The 19,772-nt window shown below is 62.3% G+C and carries 18 protein-coding genes; 5 read left to right on the forward strand and 13 right to left on the reverse strand.

Annotation, left to right across the window (positions count from 1 at the left end):
* Position 1 precedes the first annotated feature (1 nt).
* The 5 genes from PFU01S_RS09745 to PFU01S_RS09765 form a co-directional block, all read right to left on the reverse strand.
* Complete coding sequence (locus tag PFU01S_RS09745) at positions 2 to 955, reverse strand: glycosyltransferase family 2 protein (RefSeq protein ID WP_033695182.1); 954 nt, start codon at positions 953 to 955, stop codon at positions 2 to 4.
* Positions 948 to 1,565, reverse strand: coding sequence for an acyltransferase (locus tag PFU01S_RS09750; RefSeq protein WP_027916342.1), 618 nt, complete (start codon positions 1,563 to 1,565; stop codon positions 948 to 950). Before PFU01S_RS09750 ends, PFU01S_RS09745 begins: the two co-directional genes overlap by 8 nt.
* A 104-nt stretch (positions 1,566 to 1,669) precedes the next feature.
* Positions 1,670 to 3,136, reverse strand: coding sequence for an FAD-dependent oxidoreductase (locus PFU01S_RS09755; protein WP_027916343.1), 1,467 nt, complete (start codon positions 3,134 to 3,136; stop codon positions 1,670 to 1,672).
* Positions 3,133 to 3,345, reverse strand: a complete 213-nt coding sequence (locus PFU01S_RS09760) for a twin-arginine translocation signal domain-containing protein (RefSeq protein WP_028687786.1) — start codon at positions 3,343 to 3,345, stop codon at positions 3,133 to 3,135. The genes PFU01S_RS09755 and PFU01S_RS09760 overlap by 4 nt, the downstream gene beginning before the upstream one ends.
* Before the next feature lie 40 nt (positions 3,346 to 3,385).
* On the reverse strand, positions 3,386 to 4,762 hold the full coding sequence (locus PFU01S_RS09765) for an oligosaccharide flippase family protein (protein WP_028687785.1): 1,377 nt from the start codon (positions 4,760 to 4,762) through the stop codon (positions 3,386 to 3,388).
* Between the two features lie 95 nt (positions 4,763 to 4,857).
* Here PFU01S_RS09765 and PFU01S_RS09770 point away from each other — a divergent pair, with 95 nt between their 5' ends.
* The 3 genes from PFU01S_RS09770 to galE all read left to right on the forward strand — a co-directional run bounded on the left by PFU01S_RS09770 (position 4,858) and on the right by galE (position 10,071).
* Positions 4,858 to 6,393: an O-antigen ligase family protein gene (locus PFU01S_RS09770; RefSeq protein WP_042139422.1), complete on the forward strand. Its 1,536-nt coding sequence runs from the start codon at positions 4,858 to 4,860 to the stop codon at positions 6,391 to 6,393.
* Positions 6,390 to 8,987: a cellulase family glycosylhydrolase gene (locus PFU01S_RS09775; RefSeq protein WP_028687784.1), complete on the forward strand. Its 2,598-nt coding sequence runs from the start codon at positions 6,390 to 6,392 to the stop codon at positions 8,985 to 8,987. Before PFU01S_RS09770 ends, PFU01S_RS09775 begins: the two co-directional genes overlap by 4 nt.
* 106 nt (positions 8,988 to 9,093) lie before the next feature.
* Complete coding sequence (gene galE, locus PFU01S_RS09780) at positions 9,094 to 10,071, forward strand: UDP-glucose 4-epimerase GalE (protein WP_028687783.1); 978 nt, start codon at positions 9,094 to 9,096, stop codon at positions 10,069 to 10,071.
* Positions 10,072 to 10,111: 40 nt separating this feature from the next.
* Here the strand turns inward: galE and PFU01S_RS09785 are convergent, their stop codons facing one another.
* The 8 genes from PFU01S_RS09785 to PFU01S_RS09815 form a co-directional block, all read right to left on the reverse strand.
* A complete protein-coding gene (locus tag PFU01S_RS09785) occupies positions 10,112 to 10,918 on the reverse strand; it encodes a CpsD/CapB family tyrosine-protein kinase (protein ID WP_027916348.1) in 807 nt (268 codons plus the stop codon).
* Positions 10,919 to 10,928: 10 nt separating this feature from the next.
* Positions 10,929 to 12,491: a GumC family protein gene (locus PFU01S_RS09790; protein WP_028687782.1), complete on the reverse strand. Its 1,563-nt coding sequence runs from the start codon at positions 12,489 to 12,491 to the stop codon at positions 10,929 to 10,931.
* 19 nt (positions 12,492 to 12,510) lie between these two features.
* The gene (locus PFU01S_RS09795) at positions 12,511 to 13,626 is read right to left on the reverse strand and encodes a hypothetical protein (RefSeq protein ID WP_027916350.1); all 1,116 of its coding nucleotides are present in this window, start codon (positions 13,624 to 13,626) and stop codon (positions 12,511 to 12,513) included.
* Between the two features lie 25 nt (positions 13,627 to 13,651).
* Entirely contained in the window at positions 13,652 to 14,209 is a 558-nt protein-coding gene (locus PFU01S_RS09800) for a polysaccharide biosynthesis/export family protein (RefSeq protein ID WP_027916351.1), read from the reverse strand.
* Positions 14,210 to 14,438: 229 nt separating this feature from the next.
* Complete coding sequence (gene eppA / locus PFU01S_RS22365; RefSeq protein ID WP_165919238.1) at positions 14,439 to 14,615, reverse strand: EPS-associated small membrane protein EppA; 177 nt, start codon at positions 14,613 to 14,615, stop codon at positions 14,439 to 14,441.
* A gap of 320 nt (positions 14,616 to 14,935) precedes the next feature.
* Positions 14,936 to 16,354, reverse strand: coding sequence for a short-chain fatty acid transporter (locus tag PFU01S_RS09805; RefSeq protein WP_023535446.1), 1,419 nt, complete (start codon positions 16,352 to 16,354; stop codon positions 14,936 to 14,938).
* A gap of 152 nt (positions 16,355 to 16,506) precedes the next feature.
* Positions 16,507 to 17,163 carry a CoA transferase subunit B gene (locus PFU01S_RS09810; protein ID WP_027916352.1) on the reverse strand — a complete coding sequence of 219 codons (657 nt, stop codon included), beginning with the start codon at positions 17,161 to 17,163 and terminating at the stop codon, positions 16,507 to 16,509.
* A 33-nt stretch (positions 17,164 to 17,196) separates the two neighbouring features.
* A complete protein-coding gene (locus PFU01S_RS09815; RefSeq protein WP_023535422.1) occupies positions 17,197 to 17,895 on the reverse strand; it encodes a CoA transferase subunit A in 699 nt (232 codons plus the stop codon).
* A gap of 141 nt (positions 17,896 to 18,036) precedes the next feature.
* On the opposite strand from PFU01S_RS09815, the gene PFU01S_RS09820 reads away from it, so the two are divergent.
* Both PFU01S_RS09820 and PFU01S_RS09825 read left to right on the forward strand, forming a co-directional pair.
* On the forward strand, positions 18,037 to 18,942 hold the full coding sequence (locus tag PFU01S_RS09820; protein ID WP_028687781.1) for a LysR family transcriptional regulator: 906 nt from the start codon (positions 18,037 to 18,039) through the stop codon (positions 18,940 to 18,942).
* Entirely contained in the window at positions 18,930 to 19,751 is an 822-nt protein-coding gene (locus PFU01S_RS09825; RefSeq protein ID WP_028687780.1) for an aldo/keto reductase, read from the forward strand. Before PFU01S_RS09820 ends, PFU01S_RS09825 begins: the two co-directional genes overlap by 13 nt.
* Positions 19,752 to 19,772: the final 21 nt, after the last annotated feature.

Below are 19,772 nucleotides of genomic sequence, written 5' to 3' on the forward strand. Positions count from 1 at the left end.
ACTACCTTGTCGGCTGGGTGGCATAGCGGGTTTTGAACAGCAATGCCCACGTGGTGCGGCTGTGTAGCCAGCAGGCCCGCAAGGCCGCCCGCCCGCGCCGCTTGATCAAGGCCTTGAGCGCCAGTATCAGGTCACCCAGGCTCACCAGCAGCATATGCAGGGCAAGGCCGGCACGACCGTGGTGCTTGCGAAAGTACAGCAGCTCGCTTTCTATCTGGTAAGCGGATATCTGCCGGCTCGCGGCTTCGAGCTGGGCCACCGACTTGGAGCTCTCGCCGCCGATGTGCACCACCGTGGTGTGCGGGTAGAACACCACCTTCCAGCCCGCTGCCTTGACGCGCTTGCAGTGGTCGACTTCTTCGTAATACAAAAAGAAACGGGGGTCGAACAGCCCGACCTGGTCGAGGACCTCACGGCGCACCAGGTAGAAACACCCAGGCAGCCAATCGCATTCGCGCACCGACCCATGGTCCCAGCTCATGTCATCAACGCGCTGTACGCCGGGGACGAAGCGTTCCAGGCCGGTGCGGGCAAGAAACACGTTGAGCGGTGTCGGAAAATACCGGCAGCTCGGTTGCAGGCTGCCATCGCGACCTTCGAGCCGAACACCCAGCACGCCACACTCCGGGTGCGCCTGCATGTAGTCCAGGGTCTTGTGCAACGCGTCCTGGGCCACGAAAGCGTCGGTGTTGAGCAGCAGGGCGTATTGACCTTGCAGGTGGGTCAGCAACTGATTGTTGGCACGGCCAAACCCTACGTTCTGCCGATTGCTCAGCACCAGCGCCTGAGGGCAGACCTGGGTCAAGCGGGCAAGTGAGTCGTCGGCCGAAGCGTTGTCCACCACCAGGTAGCGCGCCAGGTGCTCGCTGTCGGCGCTGCGCAAGGCATCGAACATGGGCTGCAGCAAACCGGCCGTATTGAAATTGACCACCATCACGTCCACCGGCTTAGCCATTGTCGCTGTCCCCGAAGAAGTACTGGCGCCGCTGGGCCATCAGCATGGGCTCCACCTGGGGGTCAAAAGCGCCCTTGCGCTGCTTGACGATGTCGATCCAGGGATAGGCTTCGCAGCGGGCTTCCACCCGTTTGATCAGCGCATCGGTGGTGCAGATGAAGGCCGCCGGGTTACCGCCATAGACGGTGCCGGGCGGCACGTCCTTGGTCACCACGGCCCCGGCGGCCACGACGGAGTCCGGCCCGATGGTCACGCGCGGCATGACGATTGCGCCGTGACCGATGAAGCAGTTGTCCTTGATGTCGATGAAGCCGACCGAGTCCAGGTGCTTGCCGAAGCGGTGCTCGATCAGCAGCACGACGCCGTCATGGCCGATGAGGGTGCAATCGGACAGGCCCACGCTGTTGCCAATGCGCACCAGCGATGGGTCGGTCACGTTGCAACCCTGGTTGATGTAGACGTTGGTGCCCACCGAGTGAAAACCGCCCCAACGGGCCAGGTAGGTGCCCCATTCCAGCCCCGCTGGGTTGCACATTTTCTTGTACAAACCGCGTGCCCGTCCCGTGCGGTGGGCATACTGCATTACGGCTCTGCGTATCCATCCCATCATGCTGCCTGGCCTCGCAATCGATGCAACCTGAGTTATCCCTGGGCGGCGCCGGTCTCGTTCTTGTGTGTGCTGACCGCCGCACCCCTTGTCCTAAAGCCGGTGAATCACGCCGCGGCGCTCCTCTGGGCGCTCATGCGGGCATCGAGGTGTTCAGCCAGGCGCACGGCGAATTGCAACAGTGGCATGGTCGGGTTGGAGGCACCGCCGGTGGCGAAGATGCTGCTGCCGGCTGCATACAGGTTGTCGGTGCCGAACACTTTGCAGTCGCGGTCCACCACCCCATGACGGGCGTCGGCGGCCATGCGCGTGGTGCCCATGTGGTGGGCGTGCGGCGACAGCCTGAGCGGTATCGAGGTGTCGTAGACGAAGTCGTTGAGTTTGACGAACCCAAGGTTCTCCTTGGCCCACTGGGTCGCAAGTTCGGTGCCGATGCACTTGATCGTATGCCGGTCCTGCTCGTCGAGTACCCAGTTGACGTTGACCTTGGCCACGCCCAGCGCATCCTTCTCGTCGAGCAACGAGATCCGGCTGTGCAGGCTTGGGAATTGTTCGATCATGGTGCTGATGATGCCATCGCCCGGGCAGCTGAAGCTGGCGACGAAGGCCACCTTGCTGGCCACGCCCATGTCACAGGCCAGGGTTTCCAGGAAGTACTTGACCTCGGCGGTACGGCCGTAGGTTTGCACGTCGGCCAGCAGGGCCGCGCGCACATTGCCCTTGCCGATCTTGAAATGCTCGATGAAGGCATCGGTGGTGTAGTACTCGCGCGGGTCGGGATCCAGCCCCGACTTGAGGATGAACGTGCCCATGTCGATGTTCAGGTGCTCCATGAAACAACGGCCCACCAAGCCGTCCTGGCTGATCACACCGGCCGCTGCCAGGGAGCTGCTGTTGAGCAGTTGCCGGGCGTTCTCGATGGCGCCTGCGGCGAGGATGAAATGCCGTGCGACCTGACGCTGGCGGTTGCCAGCGTAGTCCGACAACAGCACTGCCGCCAGCCGGCCAGAGGCGGGGTCGAATTCGAGGTCTACGCAGTTGCAGTTGATGAACACGTCCAGCCCTGGGGTTTGTTCCAAGGCGGTGGCGTACTTCTGGGCAAATCGGGTTGGGGTGCTGAGCAGGAAGCGGTCCGGTTCGAACTCGTCGCCGTCCAGGCCCGTGTTGATGGCATGAAAGTCGGCACCGGCGGGCAGGTCGACGATGTCCATGGCGGCGGGCAGGTAGCGCGCGATTTCGGCGTACTCAATGGGCCAGCCCGGCAGGTCACCTGGCGGTGCGATGGAAAAGTCGGACGGGCTGAAGGGTCGGCACCGGCCTGCCCAATGGTTTGAAGTGCCGCCTAAATAACGTAGCCGGGTCTGCTCGGCATACAGCTGCAGCCCGCTGGAGGTGCAGGCATACAGCTCCTGAGAGCGAGGTGCGTAGTCATGGCCGCCCCCCTCGGCCAGCAGCACGCTCCAGCCTGCGGCCGCCAGGCGCAGCCCCAGCGTGATGCCGGCCGGGCCGGCGCCGATGATGCACACGTCGTAACTGTCGCGCAGCGTCTTGTGTTCCTGGAAATCGGTGATCATGCCGACGGGCTCTTGAAATACTGAGACGGCAATACCCAGCCATTGATGACCACGAACGCCTCATTGGCCTCGGCGGTGGGCCGGGGCAGCGTTTGGCCGGCGACCGCTGTCACTGGGCCCAGCACAGCGCCTGCCGCCCCCATCACCGCGCACCCCTTCAGAAAGCCCCTACGCCCTACTCGTGACGCACACACGCTCTGCTTGCCCATGATTACCTGGCCATCCTCACGAAATTCCTACAGGTCGCGCTCAGATCCACTCGAATAAAGCGGTCAATCCAGCCCCGCACAGCGCCCCGGCCAACAGGGCCGGCAGCACTACAAGCTCGCGCTTGAGGCTGAACATTCCCAATTTGCTGTTCACGTAAACGATCAACACCAGTGTGGGCAGCGTGTGCAGGGCAACGCCCCAGATCGCCCAGTCCACCCCACCGAAATACAGCAGTACCGGCAGTAACCCCCACAACGAGACCAGGCGAATGATGTTGTCCATGGCCTGGTACTTGGTCAGCCCCAAGGCGATCCAGACCTGATGGGCCAATGTATAGCGCAATGTAAGGAATGACAGCGAGAGAATTGCGAGCATCGGCCCTGCTTCACGGTACCGCTCGTCGTACATCCAGCCAATGAGCAGCGGGCTGGCGGTCAGAAACCCTCCGCAGATGAACAGCACCAGCAGGTCCACCAATAGCCGAAAACGGTGATACAGGGCTACCAGACGCTCGCGATCATCAGCACGAGCCGCTTCGCTGAACGCCGGCAGCGCAACGGCGCCGACCACCTTCATGATGGCCATCTGCACTGCCCCCAGAATCAGCACGGCGATGGAGTACACGCCCAGCTGCGCCGCCGTCATGCTGGCACCGAACCAGATGCGGTCGCCATACATGGCCAGGACCCCGACCATCGAAGACAGCAGGATCCAGCGCCCGAACACGATCAGCTCGTTCAGGGCGGCGCGGTCCCAGTGCAGACGATTGCCAGGGCCCTCCAGCGCAGTGTGGCCCAGTACCGTCCAGGCCAGGGCAGACACCAGGCCAGCGCTGACCAGCGCCCAGATGGAATGGGTCAGGTAGCCCACCACGAGCATCACCAGCAGGCCCGCGACTTGCGACGCCAGGTCGACCAGCACCACGCGCTTTTGTTGGAAGGTTCGCACTGCCACGTCTATCTTGGTGGACTGAAAACCCCAGATCACGGCAGACAGGCCGGTGATGGCCAGTACCGCCGGCAAAACCGGGGCCGCGTAGGTCGCGTCCGCAGGCCACAGCTCAGCCACCTGCGCCAGCCACGCGCCCAGGGCCAGCAGCAAGGTCAAGGCGAACAGGATGAAGCCGCGAATGATCTGGACAGTCCAGGCCGTGTTGAGGAAAACGGGGTCGTCACCTCGATGGCTCTGGATGATGTTCTGGCGTAAGCCAACATCGGAGAGCAAGTGAAGCAGTACCGAAACCGTGGTGGCGATGACCATGACCCCGAACATCTCGGGGACCAGGATACGCGCCATGATCAGGTTGCCGCCCAGGCGCATCAGTTGGGAAGCCACTTGCGAGACCAGGTTCCATGACCCCGCCCGCAAGGCCCGCGAGCGCAAGCTTGCGGTGGCTGACACCTCAATCGACGGCATGGGTTCTATCTCTGACTAGATGGCTAAAAGTCACTATAGTTTCAATCAGCCATGATGCTAGCCGTGGTCCACCGAAAGGAAGGTGTAAATAGCTGATGCCTGAACATTTTCGCGCGTTGATCGTCATCCTGTTCCTGGCCAGCGTGGTATTCGTGCTGGCTCGGCGTCCTGCCACCGACCTGATCCCGCTGCGCGATTTCAAGCGCCGGCGCAACCTCTGGTTCCTGCTGACGGTGCTGGCATTCGTCTCCCACAGTTTCTGGCTGTACCTGGCGGCAGGCGGGCTCATCCTGTACCTGGCCGGGCGTCGTGAACACAACCCCATGGCGCTGTTCTACCTGCTGTTGTTTCTGATCCCACCGGCGGCGGCGCAGGTGCCGGGGTTCGGTGTGGTCAACTACCTGGTCGACCTCAACCACATCCGCCTGTTGACACTGTGCGTGCTGCTACCAGCCGCCCTGGCCTTGCGTCGGCAGCCGGACACGCTGCGCTTTGGCCGCACCTGGCCAGATCGCCTGCTGGCGGCAAGCCTGGTGCTGATGAGTGTGCTCTATCTGCGCGAAACCACGCCCACCGATACCCTGCGCCAGGCCCTGTACCTGTATGTCGATGTATTTCTGCCCTACTACGTGGCCAGCCGTGGGTTGCGCCAGGTCAGCGACTTCAAGGACGCCATGCTGGCCTTCGTCCTGGTCGGCTTCCTGCTGGCGTTGATCGGGGTCGCCGAGTATGTACGCCACTGGTTGCTGTACAGCGCCCTGATCGACGCCATGGGTGTGCCGTGGAGCTTGTCGGGCTACCTGAGCCGGGGCGGCGCCCTGCGGGCCAGCGTCACCACGGGCCAGGCCATCGTGCTGGGTTATGTCATGAGTGTCGCCATCGGCCTGTTCCTGTTCGTGCAAGGCTATCTGCGCCGGCCGTTGCATCGCTGGATGGGCGCGCTTTTGCTGGCTGCCGGTCTGTTCGCGCCGCTCTCACGCGGGCCCTGGATTGGCGCTGCGGTGATCGTGGTGGTGTTCGTGGCGCTGGGCAGGGGGGCCGTGCGGCGCCTGGCCCTGCTGGCAACGGCGGGGGTGCTCGCCCTGCCGCTGCTCGGTGTGATACCGGGTGGCGATAAGGTGCTGGACCTGCTGCCGTTCATTGGCAACCTTGAAAAAGAGAACATCACTTACCGCGAGCGGCTCATGGACAATGCGTGGATCGTCATCCAGCGCAATCCGCTGTTCGGCTCGTTCGATTTTCGCAACACGCCCGAAATGCAGTCGATGATCCAGGGCGAAGGCATCATCGATATCGTCAACTCCTACATCAACCTGGCCCTGCACGTCGGCTTGGTCGGGCTCGGGCTGTTCGTGGCCTTCTTCGCCATGGTACTGCGCGGCATCTACAAGGCCATGCGCAGCTTCGACGACAAGGACGACGAACGTCGTCAGCTTGGCCGGGTGCTGCTGGCGACATTGATCGGCATCCTGGTGATCATCTTCACCGTCAGCAGCATCACGTTCATCCCGGTGGTGTACTGGTCCATCGCAGGGTTAGGGGTGGCCTATACCCACATGGTCCGCCGGCAGCACTCGCTCGCTACGCCCTCTTACGACATCCCCTCTGCGCAACCCAGGAGCCTTTCATGACCCTGTCTGCCTTGCGTGCCGTGCTGTGCCTGACCGCCCTTTGCTCCCTGGGCTTACCCACGAGCGTTCGGTCCGAGGCGTGGCAGGTCAGCATCGATGAGCAAAACGGCCTGCCGGTGGTGACGCAGGGCGGCGGGCCAGTGATGAGCGCCAAGTTCGACTTCTGGGCGCAGGACTGGAGCTGGACGGGTTTCCAGACCGCCCTGAGCGTCGATGGCCCCGGGCGCTACACCTTGCAGGGGCTGAACAAGGCCCTGGATTTCGAGCTGAAGGCGGCGATCACCCAGGTGCAACCGCAAACCCTGGCGTGGGACTTCGACCTTGACGCCCATAGCCGCCAGCGCGATGTGATTGGCGGCGGCATGGTGTTCCAGTTCGATCCTGCGCAGATCGCGGGGGCCATGGGTGCCCCGCAACTGTTGGCCGACAACCGCGGGTGGTCCTGGGGCGGTACCGAGCAGGGCAGGCGTGTAGAAATGCGTTTCGACCCACCCTTGGCCAAGGTCTACTTCGAGCGCGGCAATCCTTCGGAGCTGCGCGCCTTCTTCTACAAGGACGCCATCGCTGCCGGCAAGCAACAGGTCAAGGCGGTGCTGAACGTAACCGGGGACATCGCACTCGCGCCCACCCCTACCGAGCGCTTCGGTCTGGTGGACCCTACTGCCTGGCCAGAGGACCAGTTGGACTGGCGCACATCCCCCGTTGACCTTTCGTTTCTCAATGCGCGGCAAAAGCCCGCCGGCAAGCACGGCTTTGTGCAGGCGCGCGGGGAACAACTGGTGTTCGAGGACAATACCCCCGTGCGTTTCTGGGGCACCAACCTGTCGGCTTACGCCCTGTTCAAGAGCCCTGACGAGGAGATTGCCCAGCAGGCAAAACGCCTGTCGGCGCTGGGCTTCAACCTTGTACGGCTGCACCATCACGACTCCCCCTGGGTGAGCCCCAATGTGTTTGGTGACGGCACGCAGGTTCGCGACACCCAGCAGTTGGACGCCGAGTCCATGCGCAAGCTTGACCTCTGGATCAAGGCGCTCAAGGACGAGGGCATCTACATCTGGCTGGACTTGCATGTGCAGCGCGCTCTGACCGCCCAGGACGGTATCGATGACTTTGGCGAACTGGCCAAGGGCCAAGCGCGGGTCGACCTCAAGGGTTACGCCTACGTCAACGCCAGCATCCAGCAGGCGATGAAAAACTTCGCCGCTCAGTACCTGGGCCATGTAAACCCTCTGACAGGCCTGGCCTACAAAGATGACCCCGCCATCGCGGCCATCCTGCTCACCAACGAGAACGACATCACCCAGCACTACGGCAACGCCCTGCTGCCGGACAAGGACGTCCCCCGTCACAGTCAGCGTTACATGGCCGCTGCCAAGGCGTTCGCCAGCCAGCACGACCTGCCAGCGGACCTGACCTGGCGGGCCTGGCAACCTGGGCCCTCCAAGCTGTTTCTCAACGACCTGGAGCAGCGCTTCAATGCCGACATGATCGCGCACCTGCGCGCCCTGGGGGTACGGGTGCCGATCGCCACCACCAGCACCTGGGGCGGCAACGGCCTGAGTGCCCTGCCCGCCCTCACGGTGGGTGATGTCATCGATGCCCACAGCTACGGCGCCAGTGGCCAGCTGGAGAAGAACCCGTTGACCAGCGACGGCTTGATCGACTGGCTGGCCGCCGCTCAGGTCGTGGGCAAACCGTTGACGGTCAGCGAATGGAACGCCGAGCCTTTCCCGTTGCCTGACCGGCATTCCCTGCCGTTGTACATCGCCGGAACCGCCAGCCACCAAGGTTGGGACGCCATGCTGCAGTACGCCTACAGTCAACAGGCGTTCAACCCCGGCTGGCGCACGGCAGACAACTGGCATGCCTACAATGATCCGGCATTGCTTGCCACGATGCCGGCTGCCGCACTGATGTACAGGCGTGGGGACGTTCAACCCGCCAGTACCCGCTACGTGTTCGCGCCGAGCCCCGAAACCCTGTACAACCAGGACATCACCCCACGTACCTCGGCGCTGCTGCGCACGGCGGTGGGCCTGGGCCAACTTCAGATCGCCTTGCCTGTCACGCCCCAGCTGCCATGGCTCAAACCTGCGGCCATTGCTGACGGGGCTACCGTGCTGCGCGACCCTGCCCAGGCGTTGCTGCCGGCAGACGCGACCGAGTCGGTGAGCGATACCGGCGAGCTCAAGCGCAACTGGCAGTCAGGCCTCTACACCATCGACACGCCCCTCACCCAAGCGGCAACGGGCTGGCTGGGCGGGCGTACGGTCACCCTGGGGGATGTCCAGGTTCAGGCGAGCACACCCTACGCCAGTATCGCCGTGCAGAGTCTCGACGGTGTGGTACTGGGCCAGTCGCGCAGCCTGCTGGTCTCCCTGGGCACGCGAGCGGTGCCCCAGCCTGAGGAAAACACGCGCTTTCATGTCGAACCGCTCAAGGCCCAGCTGAGCATCAAGGCGCCTGCCGGGTTGAAGCTGTTCGCCCGCGATGCCCAGGCGCAGCTCAAGCCCCTGCCCGCCAGCTACCGTGATGGGCGTTATCACATCACCCTGGATGGCACCTACATGTCCAATTGGCTGTTCTTGAAATAGGGCAGATGGCCATCTACGCTCATGGCACCTGTTAGCCGAGCATCCCGCCTGCATGTCCCAGGGACGGTTCACGGTGTCTGTCGACAGCGGCTTCGTGGAGGTGTGGATGAGGTACCTGGTGGTGGGGGGCTCGGGCTATATTGGCTCGCACATGGTCGGCTATCTGTTGGCTGCCGGGCATGAAGTGGTGGTAGCGGACCTGGTATCTCCAGGGCCGGGCATTCAGTGGGCCAGGTTGGACATCGCCGATGAAGCCGCGCTCAACGTGCTGTTCGGCATGTGCACGTTCGACGCGGTATTTCATTTTGCCTCGTTCATCCAGGTGGGCGAATCGGTCAGCGCTCCGGGCAAGTATTACCAGAACAACGTCGCCGCTACCCTGTCGCTGCTCCAGGCGATGGTCAGCGCAAGAATCAAGTGCCTGATTTTCTCCTCCACGGCGGCTGTGTATGGGGATCCGCAGTACGTGCCTATCGACGAGGCCCATCCCAAGGCGCCGATCAACCCGTATGGGTTGAGCAAGTGGATGGTGGAACAGATCCTTGAGGATTTCGATCGGGCTTACGGGCTCAAGTCGGTATGCCTGCGCTATTTCAATGCCGCAGGCGCCGACCCGGCGGGGTTGCTCGGCGAGCGTCATGAGCCGGAGACACATCTGATTCCGCTCATTCTCCAGGCCGCCTCTGGCCGGCGCGAGGCAGTGACGGTATTCGGCCGGGACTACCCCACCCCCGACGGCACGTGCATCCGCGATTACGTACATGTGACCGATCTGGCCTGCGCCCATGCGCTGGCCGTGGACTACCTGCTCGACGGCGGCGAGCGTGCAGTGTTCAACCTGGGCAATGGCCTGGGCTTCTCGGTGCAGGAGGTCATCGATGCGGCCAGGTCCGTGACGGGCCAACCCATCACCGTGCTGGACGCACCGCGCCGCGCAGGCGATCCGCCCCGATTGGTGGCCGACGCCAGCAAGGCCATGCAGGTGCTGGGCTGGCGGCCTGTGCACGCAGACCTGGAAGTGATCGTGGCGCACGCTTGGCAATGGGAGCGGCAGTACCCATGGCCGGCAATGACATGGCGTTGAGCGTCCATCGGGGCTGCCCGACGGCGCCCCTTGAAAACGCTCAATAATAGGGCTGCGGTTTTTCGTCGGCCTTATTCAGTACGGTGCCAATCAGGTTCGCCGTGCCCAGGTGGTGCAGGCAGTCCTCGATCTCTTTCTTGGTGTTCATGCCGTTGGCCACCACCAACAGCACGCAGTCGAACGTGGGTAGCACGGTGATCGCATCGTCGGAGCTAAGCAGCGGTGGCAGGTCGAAGATGCAGATGCGCGAGGCATAGCGATTACGCAGGTCGCTGACCAGGTGAGTGACCTTGGGTGAGCACAACACTTCGGTCGACATGGGTACCGGCACCCGCGTCGGCAGTACGACGAAACGAGGCAATGTGGGGTTCACCAGGCATTCCTGCAGCGGCGCCTGATCATCGAGAAACTCGTTCAGCGAGCAGTCCATGGGCAGCCCCAGGCTCCTGCCGACGCGAGGACGGCGCAGGTCGAAGTCCACCAGCAAGGCGGTGCGGGTGGTGTAGTGGGCAATGCTCATGGCCAGGTTGATGGCCAGTACCGTCTTGCCCGCTTCGGGCGTGGGGGAGGTAATGGCCAGGGTACGCCAGCCGTTTTCCTCCATGGTCCTGAGCACCTGGGTGCGCAACAGGTCAATGGGCCCGTTCATGCTGGAGTTCTTGTTGTAGGCGACAATGCGGTGACGTTCCAGATGATCGGCCTTGAGCGCCACCACCTTGGTATTGACGTAGTCGAACTGCCCCGGGACCTCCGCAAGCGCGGTACCCGGTGCCGGGTTCACGGCCTGGGGCGTACCTGGAGTGACCGGGTGAAGGGTATTGCCATGAGCCGGTGTATTCCTGTCCATCACTGCTTTCCTATGCAAACCTGGAGGTGAGCTTGAGCAACAGCACATCCAGCGGCATGTAGAAGAGGTGTACCAGCCCTACCAGGATAGCCACCAGGCACAACGCTGCCAGGATCAGCCCGTTGCGCCAGCGCTTGCGCCTGGCCACGTCGGCGCGGGTGTCGATATAAGGCAGCGCCACCAGCACGCGCCTGCCAAGCAGGTTCTCCAGGGCGCCAACGCCACGCACGCGCTGGTTGAGCATCTCCAGCAACATGACCAGTGCCCCACCACCTGCCGGCGCCAGCACCAGGCCCAGTGCCGCGATTTTCTTGCGGTTGGGCTTGATCGGCTTCTCAGGCATCAAGGGCGGTTCGAGCAGCACGAAACGCTCGGCCTTGTTTTCCTGCTCAAGGCTCTCGGTAATCTTGGCGCCCATTTCCTTGGCCCGGATTTCCTCGTACTTCTTGCGCGCGTTGTCATGGTCGCGCATCAGCGTAACCAGGCCGCGCTCGACCTGCGGCGCTTCGAGAATCTCGGCTTCGTAACCTTCCATCTTGCGGGTCAGCTCGCGCTTCTGCTCGGCCAGCGAGGCAATGCGTACCTGTGCCGCGCTCATCTTGGCCCGTACGCGTGCCGCATCCAGGCTCACCGTCGAGGCCACGCTACCGGTCTGGCCACTGGCCTCCAGCGCTTGAATCTTGCGTTTGACCGCCGCCACGTCGGGGTGCGCTTCTTTGTAGCGGGTCAGCAAGCGGGCATATTCGGCCTTCAGGCTCGCCAGGTCCTGGGGCTGGTCGGCGCCCGCTGGGCGCGCGCCCTCGCCGGTTTTGGTACCTAGGCCGGCATTGGCGGCGGACAGTTCAAGCTCCAGGTAGCGCAGTTCCTCCTGGGCCGCCTTGTAATCGCGGTCGACCTCCCGGAACTCGAGCTCAGCCCGCGAAAGCATGTTCATGCGCAGCGTCTGATGCTCAGGCAACGCATTGGCATGGGCCTGCTTGAAGTCGGCCAACTGGTTCTCCAGGCTGGCCAGTTCTGCCCCCAGCTTGTTCGCCTCCTGGGTCAGAAACTCGGTAGTCTCGTTGGCCCGTTCGGTGCGCTGCTTGAGGTTTTCGTTGAGAAACAGCGTGACCAGTTCATCGGCGACTTCTTTGGCCACCTCTGCCTGACGATGCTCGAAAGACACGTTGAAGGCGACCGTCGCCTCGCCGCGCCCACGCACGAAGGTGGTCAGCGTCTGGACCGCGATGGCGTTGCGCATTTGGTCGATCTTGTCGCTTTCGCTCAAGCGCTTGTCGGCAAACAGTCCGTACTTGTCGATGATGCGCAGCAGGTTCTCGCGCGTCATCACCCGCTGGCGAATGACCTCGATGCGCTCGTCGGCAAAGCTGGTGGTGTTGGTCGACACCAGCTCGGGAGATATCTGCTGCGACTCCACCAGGATCGTGCCGGTGGACTGATAGATCGGTGGCACCGTCAGCGCCACGGCGACGGTGGCAGCCAGGATAACGGCTGCGCTGACCCCCAACACCACGGCCCGGTCCTTGATAATGGCGATGTAATCTCTGAGAGAGAGCTCGTAATCGGACTTCATGGGGCCACCTGCAAGCGGTTCAGATGTCGGGATAGCGGTATGTCAGGGTCAAGCCAACGATCGTGGCGGTCGCATCGCCGTCGAGGTCCTGCTTGCGCTCCTTGTACGTCAGCGCCAGGCGCAGGTCCCAGTAGGGGGACAATTGGCGGCTGGCCCAGAGGCTGTAGATCTGCAAGGTATTGGGTATCTGGCCCTTGCTGTCCTGCCAGGCGGCGTCGGCGCCGACCCGGGTCAAGGGGTCGAGCGCATAACTCCAGACCCCACGCACCTGATCGAGCTGGGCGAACCCGCCTTGGGCACTGGCTACCGTACTGCGCTCGACCGTCAGGCTGGCATCGCTGCGTGCGCCGGTGTACAGCAGCGCCACGCCGCCCTCCCCGCGCCGCCCTCCCTGGCTGCCCGATACCTTGTTGACGCCCAGGTGCGCATCGGCGCTGAATGACTCTGAGAACTGGTACTTGATCCCCACCGCCGGGCTGTAGCTGTTGGAGGCCGTGGCGGTCAGGTCGTCCTCGGGTTCATAACGCCGAGCACCAAAGCGGGTATAGGCATCGGCGCGCTCGCTCAAGGCGTAGGTCCAGGTCAGGGTATTGGCCAGCTCGTCGTAGCCAGTCAGGCTGTTGATATCGTAACGGGCGCGGTTGTAGGTGGTTTCGTTGCTCAGGGTGCTGCGTTCGGTGATCGCCTGGCGCCAGTTACCCGTCAAGGTGTACAGCTTCTGCGTCCCATCGGTAGTAACAACGCCGGTATCGAGCACGGTACCCGACAGCGTAGAGGTTTCGTTGTAGCGTGCCAGCAGCCCGAACTGCCCGCGTTCGGTGGTGCGTTGCCAGCCCAGGCTGATGTCTGGGTCTTCGCGGTCATCGACGACGTTGGTGTCGGAGGAGCGCAGAATATCCAGGCCCAGACCTAACCGCAGTTCATCTCGGCCGAAACTGCCGATCAGGGTGTAGTCAGGTGCAATCAGGGTACGTGTCACGCCTTTTTCGCCCGACGATAGCAACAGCGGGTTGCTGTCGTGTTCGACCGACGTCGGTACCACCACCGTCGACTGCCAGGTAGCGGCCTGGGTTGAGTGCGCAAGCGGCAAGGCCACAATTGCCGCGGCAATGCGAGTTGTTCTTGGAAGAGGCATCAAGTCTACTTATTAAAAGGCATGATCAAGGAACGACCAGCGTGTCACCGGCCTGAAGTTGAATATTGGTCGACATGTCGCGGCCCGTCACCAAGTCCTTGTATCGCACGGGCAGGATTCTCTGGGACGTGCCGGTGCCACGCACGACCATTATTTCGCTTTCATCGGCAAACTTGTCCAGGCCACCCGACATGCTCAACGCCTGCAGCACCGCCGTAGGGCCTGACATTTGTACGGGGCCGGGCTTTATGACCTTGCCTTGGACATACACCAAGTTGCCCGCGTTACTCTTGACTACCACGCTGACGTTCGGGTCAGGCAGAAACTTTTCCAGTTTGCTGGCCACTTGTTTTTCAACCGAGGCAACATCCAGCCCTGCCACGTCTATGCGACCGGCCAGAGGGAACGTGATGCTGCCATCGGGGAGCACGGTGGCCTCCTGCTTGAGGCTGTCTTCCTGCCACACCGAGACCATCACCACATCGCCGGGATTGAGGCGGTAGGCCGGTTCCGAGGGCGCGGCAGCGCAATGACCCGACCACATTGCAACCAGGCCAACGACGGCGAACAATGAACGCACCATGAGGGTCCCTCCGGCCAGATGGCCCGACTAGAGCACTGAAGAGAACAACACACCAACTCTCGCTCCACTTCGCTGTCACCACCGCGAGCGCCATGCTCTGCCGGCCGCCTGAGCGGCACGTCGAACCCTGCTGACCAGGCTTCGAGAAGGTAATGGCAATATAGCAACGGTTGACGAATTCACAAGCCAACTCAAGCGGTCTAGCCTGAGTGACTGTAACTGCGGTATTTCAAATCTTTCTGCGATTGGCCACGGCGACAAAACCCACGACCGCAAATGCGAAGAACCAACCCGCGGTTGCAACGGGAATGATACTGGTCTGATTGATATACGAGTCAGCCGCACGGGCAGCACCGCTCAACAGCACCAACAAAAAGATCGATTTCACAATCAGAGTCGAGCGCATACGCCGTCCTTTCAACCAGGATAATCAATGAGTAAGTGGCGCGATGATGCGGGGTGTGTTGCGGTATTGACTTGAGCTTATGGGCACTCTGACACTACGTCAATGAACCGACACCATAATAAATATCAATGGGCTTAGCCGTAATAAGTCAAAATACCGTCGCATAAATTATGCGGAAGGGAAATTTACGTGGCTGGGCGAGTCTGGATGTCACGAGCAAGTTGCCTTCTTCACCCTGAGGTCGGCGCAGAAAGCACACTGACTCACAGACCTGCACCTCACCCCAAGGCAAGGCACAGTTCTGTAGCCAGGAGCAGCCGCTACGGCATGACCGGTGGCGTGTATTGCAACGTGGTGCCCAAGGCCCACAACAGGAACAGCACCAGAGGAACGTGCACGAGCAACTGCACGAAGGAAAACCCGATCAGGTCCCGCGCCTTCAGGCCCAGCACGCCCAGCAGCGGCAACATGTAGAACGGGTTGATCAGGTTGGGCAACGCTTCGGCTGCGTTGTAGATCTGCACAGCCCAGCCGAGGTGGTATTGCAGGTCATTGGCCACCAGCATCACATAGGGCGCCTCGATGATCCACTTGCCGCCACCTGACGGAATGAAGAAGCCCAGTACCGCCGAATACACACCCATCAACAGGGCATAGGTATCGTGGGTGGCAATTTGGGTGAAGAACAGCGAGATGTGATGGGCAAGCGTCTGTTCGTCGACCCCTTTGACCTGGGTGAGGATTGCGGCGATGGAGCCGTACAACGGGAACTGGATCAGCACGCCAGTGGTAGTGGGCACGGCCCGGGCCACAGCGTCGAGGAAGCTGCGCGGCCGCCAGTGCAGCAGCGCGCCGAGCATGATGAACAGCAGGTTGTAGGTGTTCAGGCCAGAGATGGCCGTGATGGCGGGTTTACTCGCGAACTCCTGATACAGCCAGCCTGCGGCCAGCGCAACGAGCAGCAGGATCAGCACAGGGCTGTGCTCGAGCCACTCCCCCGGGCGTGTACGCGCAGGTGCCGGCGGAGCGCTGAAGCTTGGGTCCACGCCACACGCTTGAGCGCTGCGCGCACTGTTGGGGCCGGGGGCTGTAGCATAGGCGATGACCAGCGATACCACGACCAAGGCTGCCAACATCACGCCTGACTGCCAGAGAAAGATGGTTTCGGTGAAAGGAATCACGCCAGTGATCGACAGAATCGAGGGTGGAAGGCTGGCCGGATTGGCCTGCAACTGAGCCGCCGATGAGGACAGCCCCAGCGCCCACACTGCGCCCAGGCCCAGGTAGGCCGCCGCACCGGCAGCCCTGTAGTCCATCTTGAGGTCGGTACGACGCGCCAATGCACGCACCAGCAGGCCACCAAAGACCAGGGACAAGCCCCAGTTGAGCAATGACGCCAGCATCGAGATCAGGGCTACCCATGCAACGGCCGAGCGACCGTTGCGGGGAATGCGGGCCAGGCGATCGATCAGCCGCGCGGCAGGCGGCGAACTGGCGACCACATAGCCGCCGATGACCACGAACGCCATCTGCATGGTGAAGGGGATCAAGCTCCAGAATCCATCCCCGAAGGCCTTTGCGGTGTCCAGTGGCTTGGCGCCCATGGCCAACGCGCCCAAGCACACCAGCAGCACCGCCAAAGCGGCGAATACCCAGGAATCGGGGAACCAGCGCTCTGCCCAGTTGGAGCAGCGCAGGGCAAAGCGTGCAGAGCGGCTGTCTTGTAGTTCAGCGGCCACGGAAGCGTCCTTTTATTGGTTTTATAGGTAGATGAAAGGCTGCGCAGAAATGCGCGAACCCTGCGCCAACGAACCCGCCCGCCCAGATGCCGTGGTGAAAACGGCTACCTGAACGGGCGGGTTCGCCGCAGCAGGGCGAAAGTGCATGTGGGTTAGAAGGTCATTTCCTTCACATCGTCGGCCACGATGAGCTTGCCGGCTGTCTTGGCGATGATTTCTTCGACGCTCACACCGGGGGCGGTTTCGCGCAGGATGAACGCGCCATCCTCGATCTCAAGATAAGCCAGGTCGGTTAGTACCTTGCGGATGCAGCCCGCGCCGGTCAAAGGAAGGCTGCACTGGGGCAGCAGCTTGGACTCCCCGTCCTTGGAGGCGTGGGTCATGGTGACGATGATGTTTTCCGCACCGGCCACCAGGTCCATGGCGCCCCCCATGCCCTTGACCAGCTTGCCAGGGATCATCCAGGAGGCGATGTTGCCCTGCACGTCCACTTCGAAGGCACCGAGCACGGTCAGGTCGACGTGACCGCCACGGATCATGGCGAACGACTGTGCCGAGTCGAAGATCGATGCGCCGATGCGGGCGGTAACGGTCTGTTTGCCTGCGTTGATCATGTCAGCGTCAAGGGTCGCTTCGGTGGGGAATTCCCCCATGCCCAACAGGCCGTTTTCCGACTGGAGCATCACGTCCATGTCGGCCGGCACATAGTTGGCCACCAGGGTGGGAATACCGATACCCAAGTTGACGTAGTAGCCGTCCTTGAGTTCACGTGCAACGCGTTGGGCCATCTGTTCGCGGGTCAGTGCCATGGTGAGAGTCTCTTTGTTGTTCTGTGGGGGCGCTCAGGCCTTGACGGTGCGTTTTTCGATGCGCTTTTCGAAGGTGCCGACGATGACGCGGTCCACGAAGATGCCAGGGGTATGGATTTCGCTGGGCAGCAGCACGCCAGGTTCGACGATTTCCTCGACTTCGACCACGGTGATCTTGCCGGCGGTGGCGGCCAGCGGATTGAAGTTCTGGGCAGTGTTGCGGTAGATCACATTGCCGTAATGATCAGCCTTCCAGCCCTTGACGATGGCAAAGTCGCCGGTAATGGCCTCTTCGAGGATGTACTTGCGACCCTTGAATTCACGCACTTCCTTGCCCTCGGCCACCGGGGTGCCATAGCCGGTGGCAGTGAAGAAGGCGGGAATGCCCGCTCCGCCAGCGCGCATCTTTTCGGCCAGGGTACCCTGGGGCGTGAGTTCGACCTCAAGCTCACCGCTGAGCAGCTGGCGTTCGAATTCAGCGTTTTCCCCCACGTAGGACGCGACCATCTTGCGAATCTGATGGTCCTCGAGCAGTACGCCAAGGCCGAAGCCATCGACGCCGCAGTTATTGGAGACCACGGTCAGGCCCTTGACGCCGCGACGCTTGATCTCGGCGATCAGGTTTTCAGGTATGCCGCACAGGCCGAACCCTCCGGCCAGTACGGTCATGCCGTCGGTCAGCCCTTCCAGGGCCTGTTCGTACGTAGCTACGCGTTTGTCCAATCCGGCCATGCTGGTTCGCCTTTTGTAGTTGTTGAGCCGACGGGGCGTCGGTGAGCGTGTGGGGGTATCTTCTCGCTTGCTCACTGATTTGTTAATTTTGTTTTTATGATCGATTGATAAGCACTCCAAATCAAAGCATAGGCGGGTCCCATGAATGTGAAGCAACTGCGCGCCTTCGTCGCCGTGGCCAAGTTCCAGAGCTTTGCCCAGGCCGGTGAGCACCTGCACATCTCGCAGCCCGCCCTGAGCCTGACCATCAAGGCGCTGGAGGAGAACTTGGGCGGCGCACTGCTCAGCCGTACCACGCGTAGCGTCAGCCTGACTGCCGAAGGTGAGGTACTGCTGCCCTTGGCACGTCGCCTGTTGGCTGACTGGGACGACACCGAAGAAGTGCTGCGCCAGCGCTTCACCCTGCAACTGGGCCGGGTGGCCATTGCGGCAATGCCCTCTTTTGCTGGCAACCTGTTGCCAGGTGCCCTCAAGCTTTTTCGCCAGTGCTACCCCAAGGTCAACGTGACCGTGCACGACGTCATCAATGAACAGGTGCAGGAACTGGTCAGGCACAGGCGCGTCGAACTGGGCATCGGCTTTGAGCCAGACAATGTCGAGGGCTTGCACTTTCACCCGCTGTACCTTGACCGGTTCGTTGCGGTCGTGCCGGTTGACTCGCCCTTGGCCCGGCTCGCGCAAATCAGTTGGGCGCAGCTTCTGGCCGAGGATTTCGTGGCACTGCAGCGTCCTTCTGCCGTGCGCCTGTTGCTCGAGCAGAACGTGGCGGTGCAGCACGGCAAGCTGGCGGTGGCTTTCGAAAGCCATCAGCTTGCAACCGTAGGCCGCATGGTCGCCAGTGGTCTGGGCGTCAGCGCGGTGCCGGCGCTGTGTATCACGCAAATGCAGGAGCTGGGGGCCCGCTGCATCCCCCTGGTCGAACCTGCCGTCGAGCGGCGCATTGGCGTAATGGCCCTGCGCGAGCATACGTTGTCAACGGCAGCCCAGGCGCTGCTGGATGTTCTACTGAATAATACCCATCCACCGGAGGTGACATGCGTGACGTGAAATTGGCAGGCGCCAACGTGCCGATCATCGGCCAGGGCACATGGTACATGGGCGAAGACCCGAGCCGTCGGGCGGCCGAAGTCGCTGCCTTGCAACAAGGCATCGACCTGGGCATGCGCCTGATCGACACCGCCGAGATGTATGCCGAGGGCGGTGCGGAACAGGTGGTGGGCCAGGCCATCGCCGGGCGTCGGGACGAGGTATTTTTGGTGAGCAAGGTCTACCCGCACAACGCCAGCCAGCGCGGCACGCAGGCCGCCTGCGAGCGCAGCCTCAAGCGCCTGGGTACCGACTGCATTGATCTGTACCTGCTGCACTGGCGCGGTCAGTACCCATTGCAGGAAACCGTGGACGCTTTCGAGCGCCTGCGCGAGGCAGGCAAGATCAAGCGTTGGGGCGTGTCCAACTTCGACGTGGATGACCTTCAAGAACTGGACAACCCCGATTGTGCAACCAACCAGGTGCTCTACAACCCTGCGCAACGAGGTATCGAATTCGACCTGCTGCCCTGGTCGATACAGCAGGGACTGCCCATCATGGCCTACTGCCCCCTTGCTCAGGCAGGGCGTTTGCTGCAACACCCAGTGCTCAAGCAGATCGCCCACGACCATGGTGCTACCCCGGCCCAGGTCTGCCTGGCTTGGGTCACGCGGCACAATGGCATGATCGCGATTCCAAAAGCCGTGACACCCGAGCATGTCAGGCTCAATGCCGAGGCAGCGCGTTTGAACTTGACCGCCGATGACCTGAACGCCATCGACCAGGCATTCGAAGCACCCACCCGCAAGCAGCGCCTAGCGATGGTGTAAGCAAAGCCGTGCTGCAGGGGT

It is taken from the genome of Pseudomonas fulva NBRC 16637 = DSM 17717 (assembly GCF_000730565.1).
Taxonomy (GTDB): Bacteria; Pseudomonadota; Gammaproteobacteria; order Pseudomonadales; family Pseudomonadaceae; genus Aquipseudomonas; species Aquipseudomonas fulva.

What these genes read in the sequence shown, in the direction of transcription:
- eppA (WP_165919238.1), bottom strand. Translation starts at nt 14,615, where the DNA reads ATGCGCTCGACTCTGATTGTGAAATCGATCTTTTTGTTGGTGCTGTTG.
- PFU01S_RS09750 (WP_027916342.1), bottom strand. Translation starts at nt 1,565, where the DNA reads ATGATGGGATGGATACGCAGAGCCGTAATGCAGTATGCCCACCGCACG.
- PFU01S_RS09775 (WP_028687784.1), top strand. Translation starts at nt 6,390, where the DNA reads ATGACCCTGTCTGCCTTGCGTGCCGTGCTGTGCCTGACCGCCCTTTGC.
- PFU01S_RS09790 (WP_028687782.1), bottom strand. Translation starts at nt 12,491, where the DNA reads ATGAAGTCCGATTACGAGCTCTCTCTCAGAGATTACATCGCCATTATC.
- PFU01S_RS09795 (WP_027916350.1), bottom strand. Translation starts at nt 13,626, where the DNA reads ATGCCTCTTCCAAGAACAACTCGCATTGCCGCGGCAATTGTGGCCTTG.
- PFU01S_RS09760 (WP_028687786.1), bottom strand. Translation starts at nt 3,345, where the DNA reads ATGGGCAAGCAGAGCGTGTGTGCGTCACGAGTAGGGCGTAGGGGCTTT.
- PFU01S_RS09820 (WP_028687781.1), top strand. Translation starts at nt 18,037, where the DNA reads ATGAATGTGAAGCAACTGCGCGCCTTCGTCGCCGTGGCCAAGTTCCAG.
- PFU01S_RS09765 (WP_028687785.1), bottom strand. Translation starts at nt 4,762, where the DNA reads ATGCCGTCGATTGAGGTGTCAGCCACCGCAAGCTTGCGCTCGCGGGCC.
- PFU01S_RS09785 (WP_027916348.1), bottom strand. Translation starts at nt 10,918, where the DNA reads ATGGACAGGAATACACCGGCTCATGGCAATACCCTTCACCCGGTCACT.
- PFU01S_RS09815 (WP_023535422.1), bottom strand. Translation starts at nt 17,895, where the DNA reads ATGGCCGGATTGGACAAACGCGTAGCTACGTACGAACAGGCCCTGGAA.
- PFU01S_RS09755 (WP_027916343.1), bottom strand. Translation starts at nt 3,136, where the DNA reads ATGATCACCGATTTCCAGGAACACAAGACGCTGCGCGACAGTTACGAC.
- PFU01S_RS09745 (WP_033695182.1), bottom strand. Translation starts at nt 955, where the DNA reads ATGGCTAAGCCGGTGGACGTGATGGTGGTCAATTTCAATACGGCCGGT.
- PFU01S_RS09810 (WP_027916352.1), bottom strand. Translation starts at nt 17,163, where the DNA reads ATGGCACTGACCCGCGAACAGATGGCCCAACGCGTTGCACGTGAACTC.
- PFU01S_RS09800 (WP_027916351.1), bottom strand. Translation starts at nt 14,209, where the DNA reads ATGGTGCGTTCATTGTTCGCCGTCGTTGGCCTGGTTGCAATGTGGTCG.
- PFU01S_RS09825 (WP_028687780.1), top strand. Translation starts at nt 18,930, where the DNA reads ATGCGTGACGTGAAATTGGCAGGCGCCAACGTGCCGATCATCGGCCAG.
- PFU01S_RS09770 (WP_042139422.1), top strand. Translation starts at nt 4,858, where the DNA reads ATGCCTGAACATTTTCGCGCGTTGATCGTCATCCTGTTCCTGGCCAGC.
- galE (WP_028687783.1), top strand. Translation starts at nt 9,094, where the DNA reads ATGAGGTACCTGGTGGTGGGGGGCTCGGGCTATATTGGCTCGCACATG.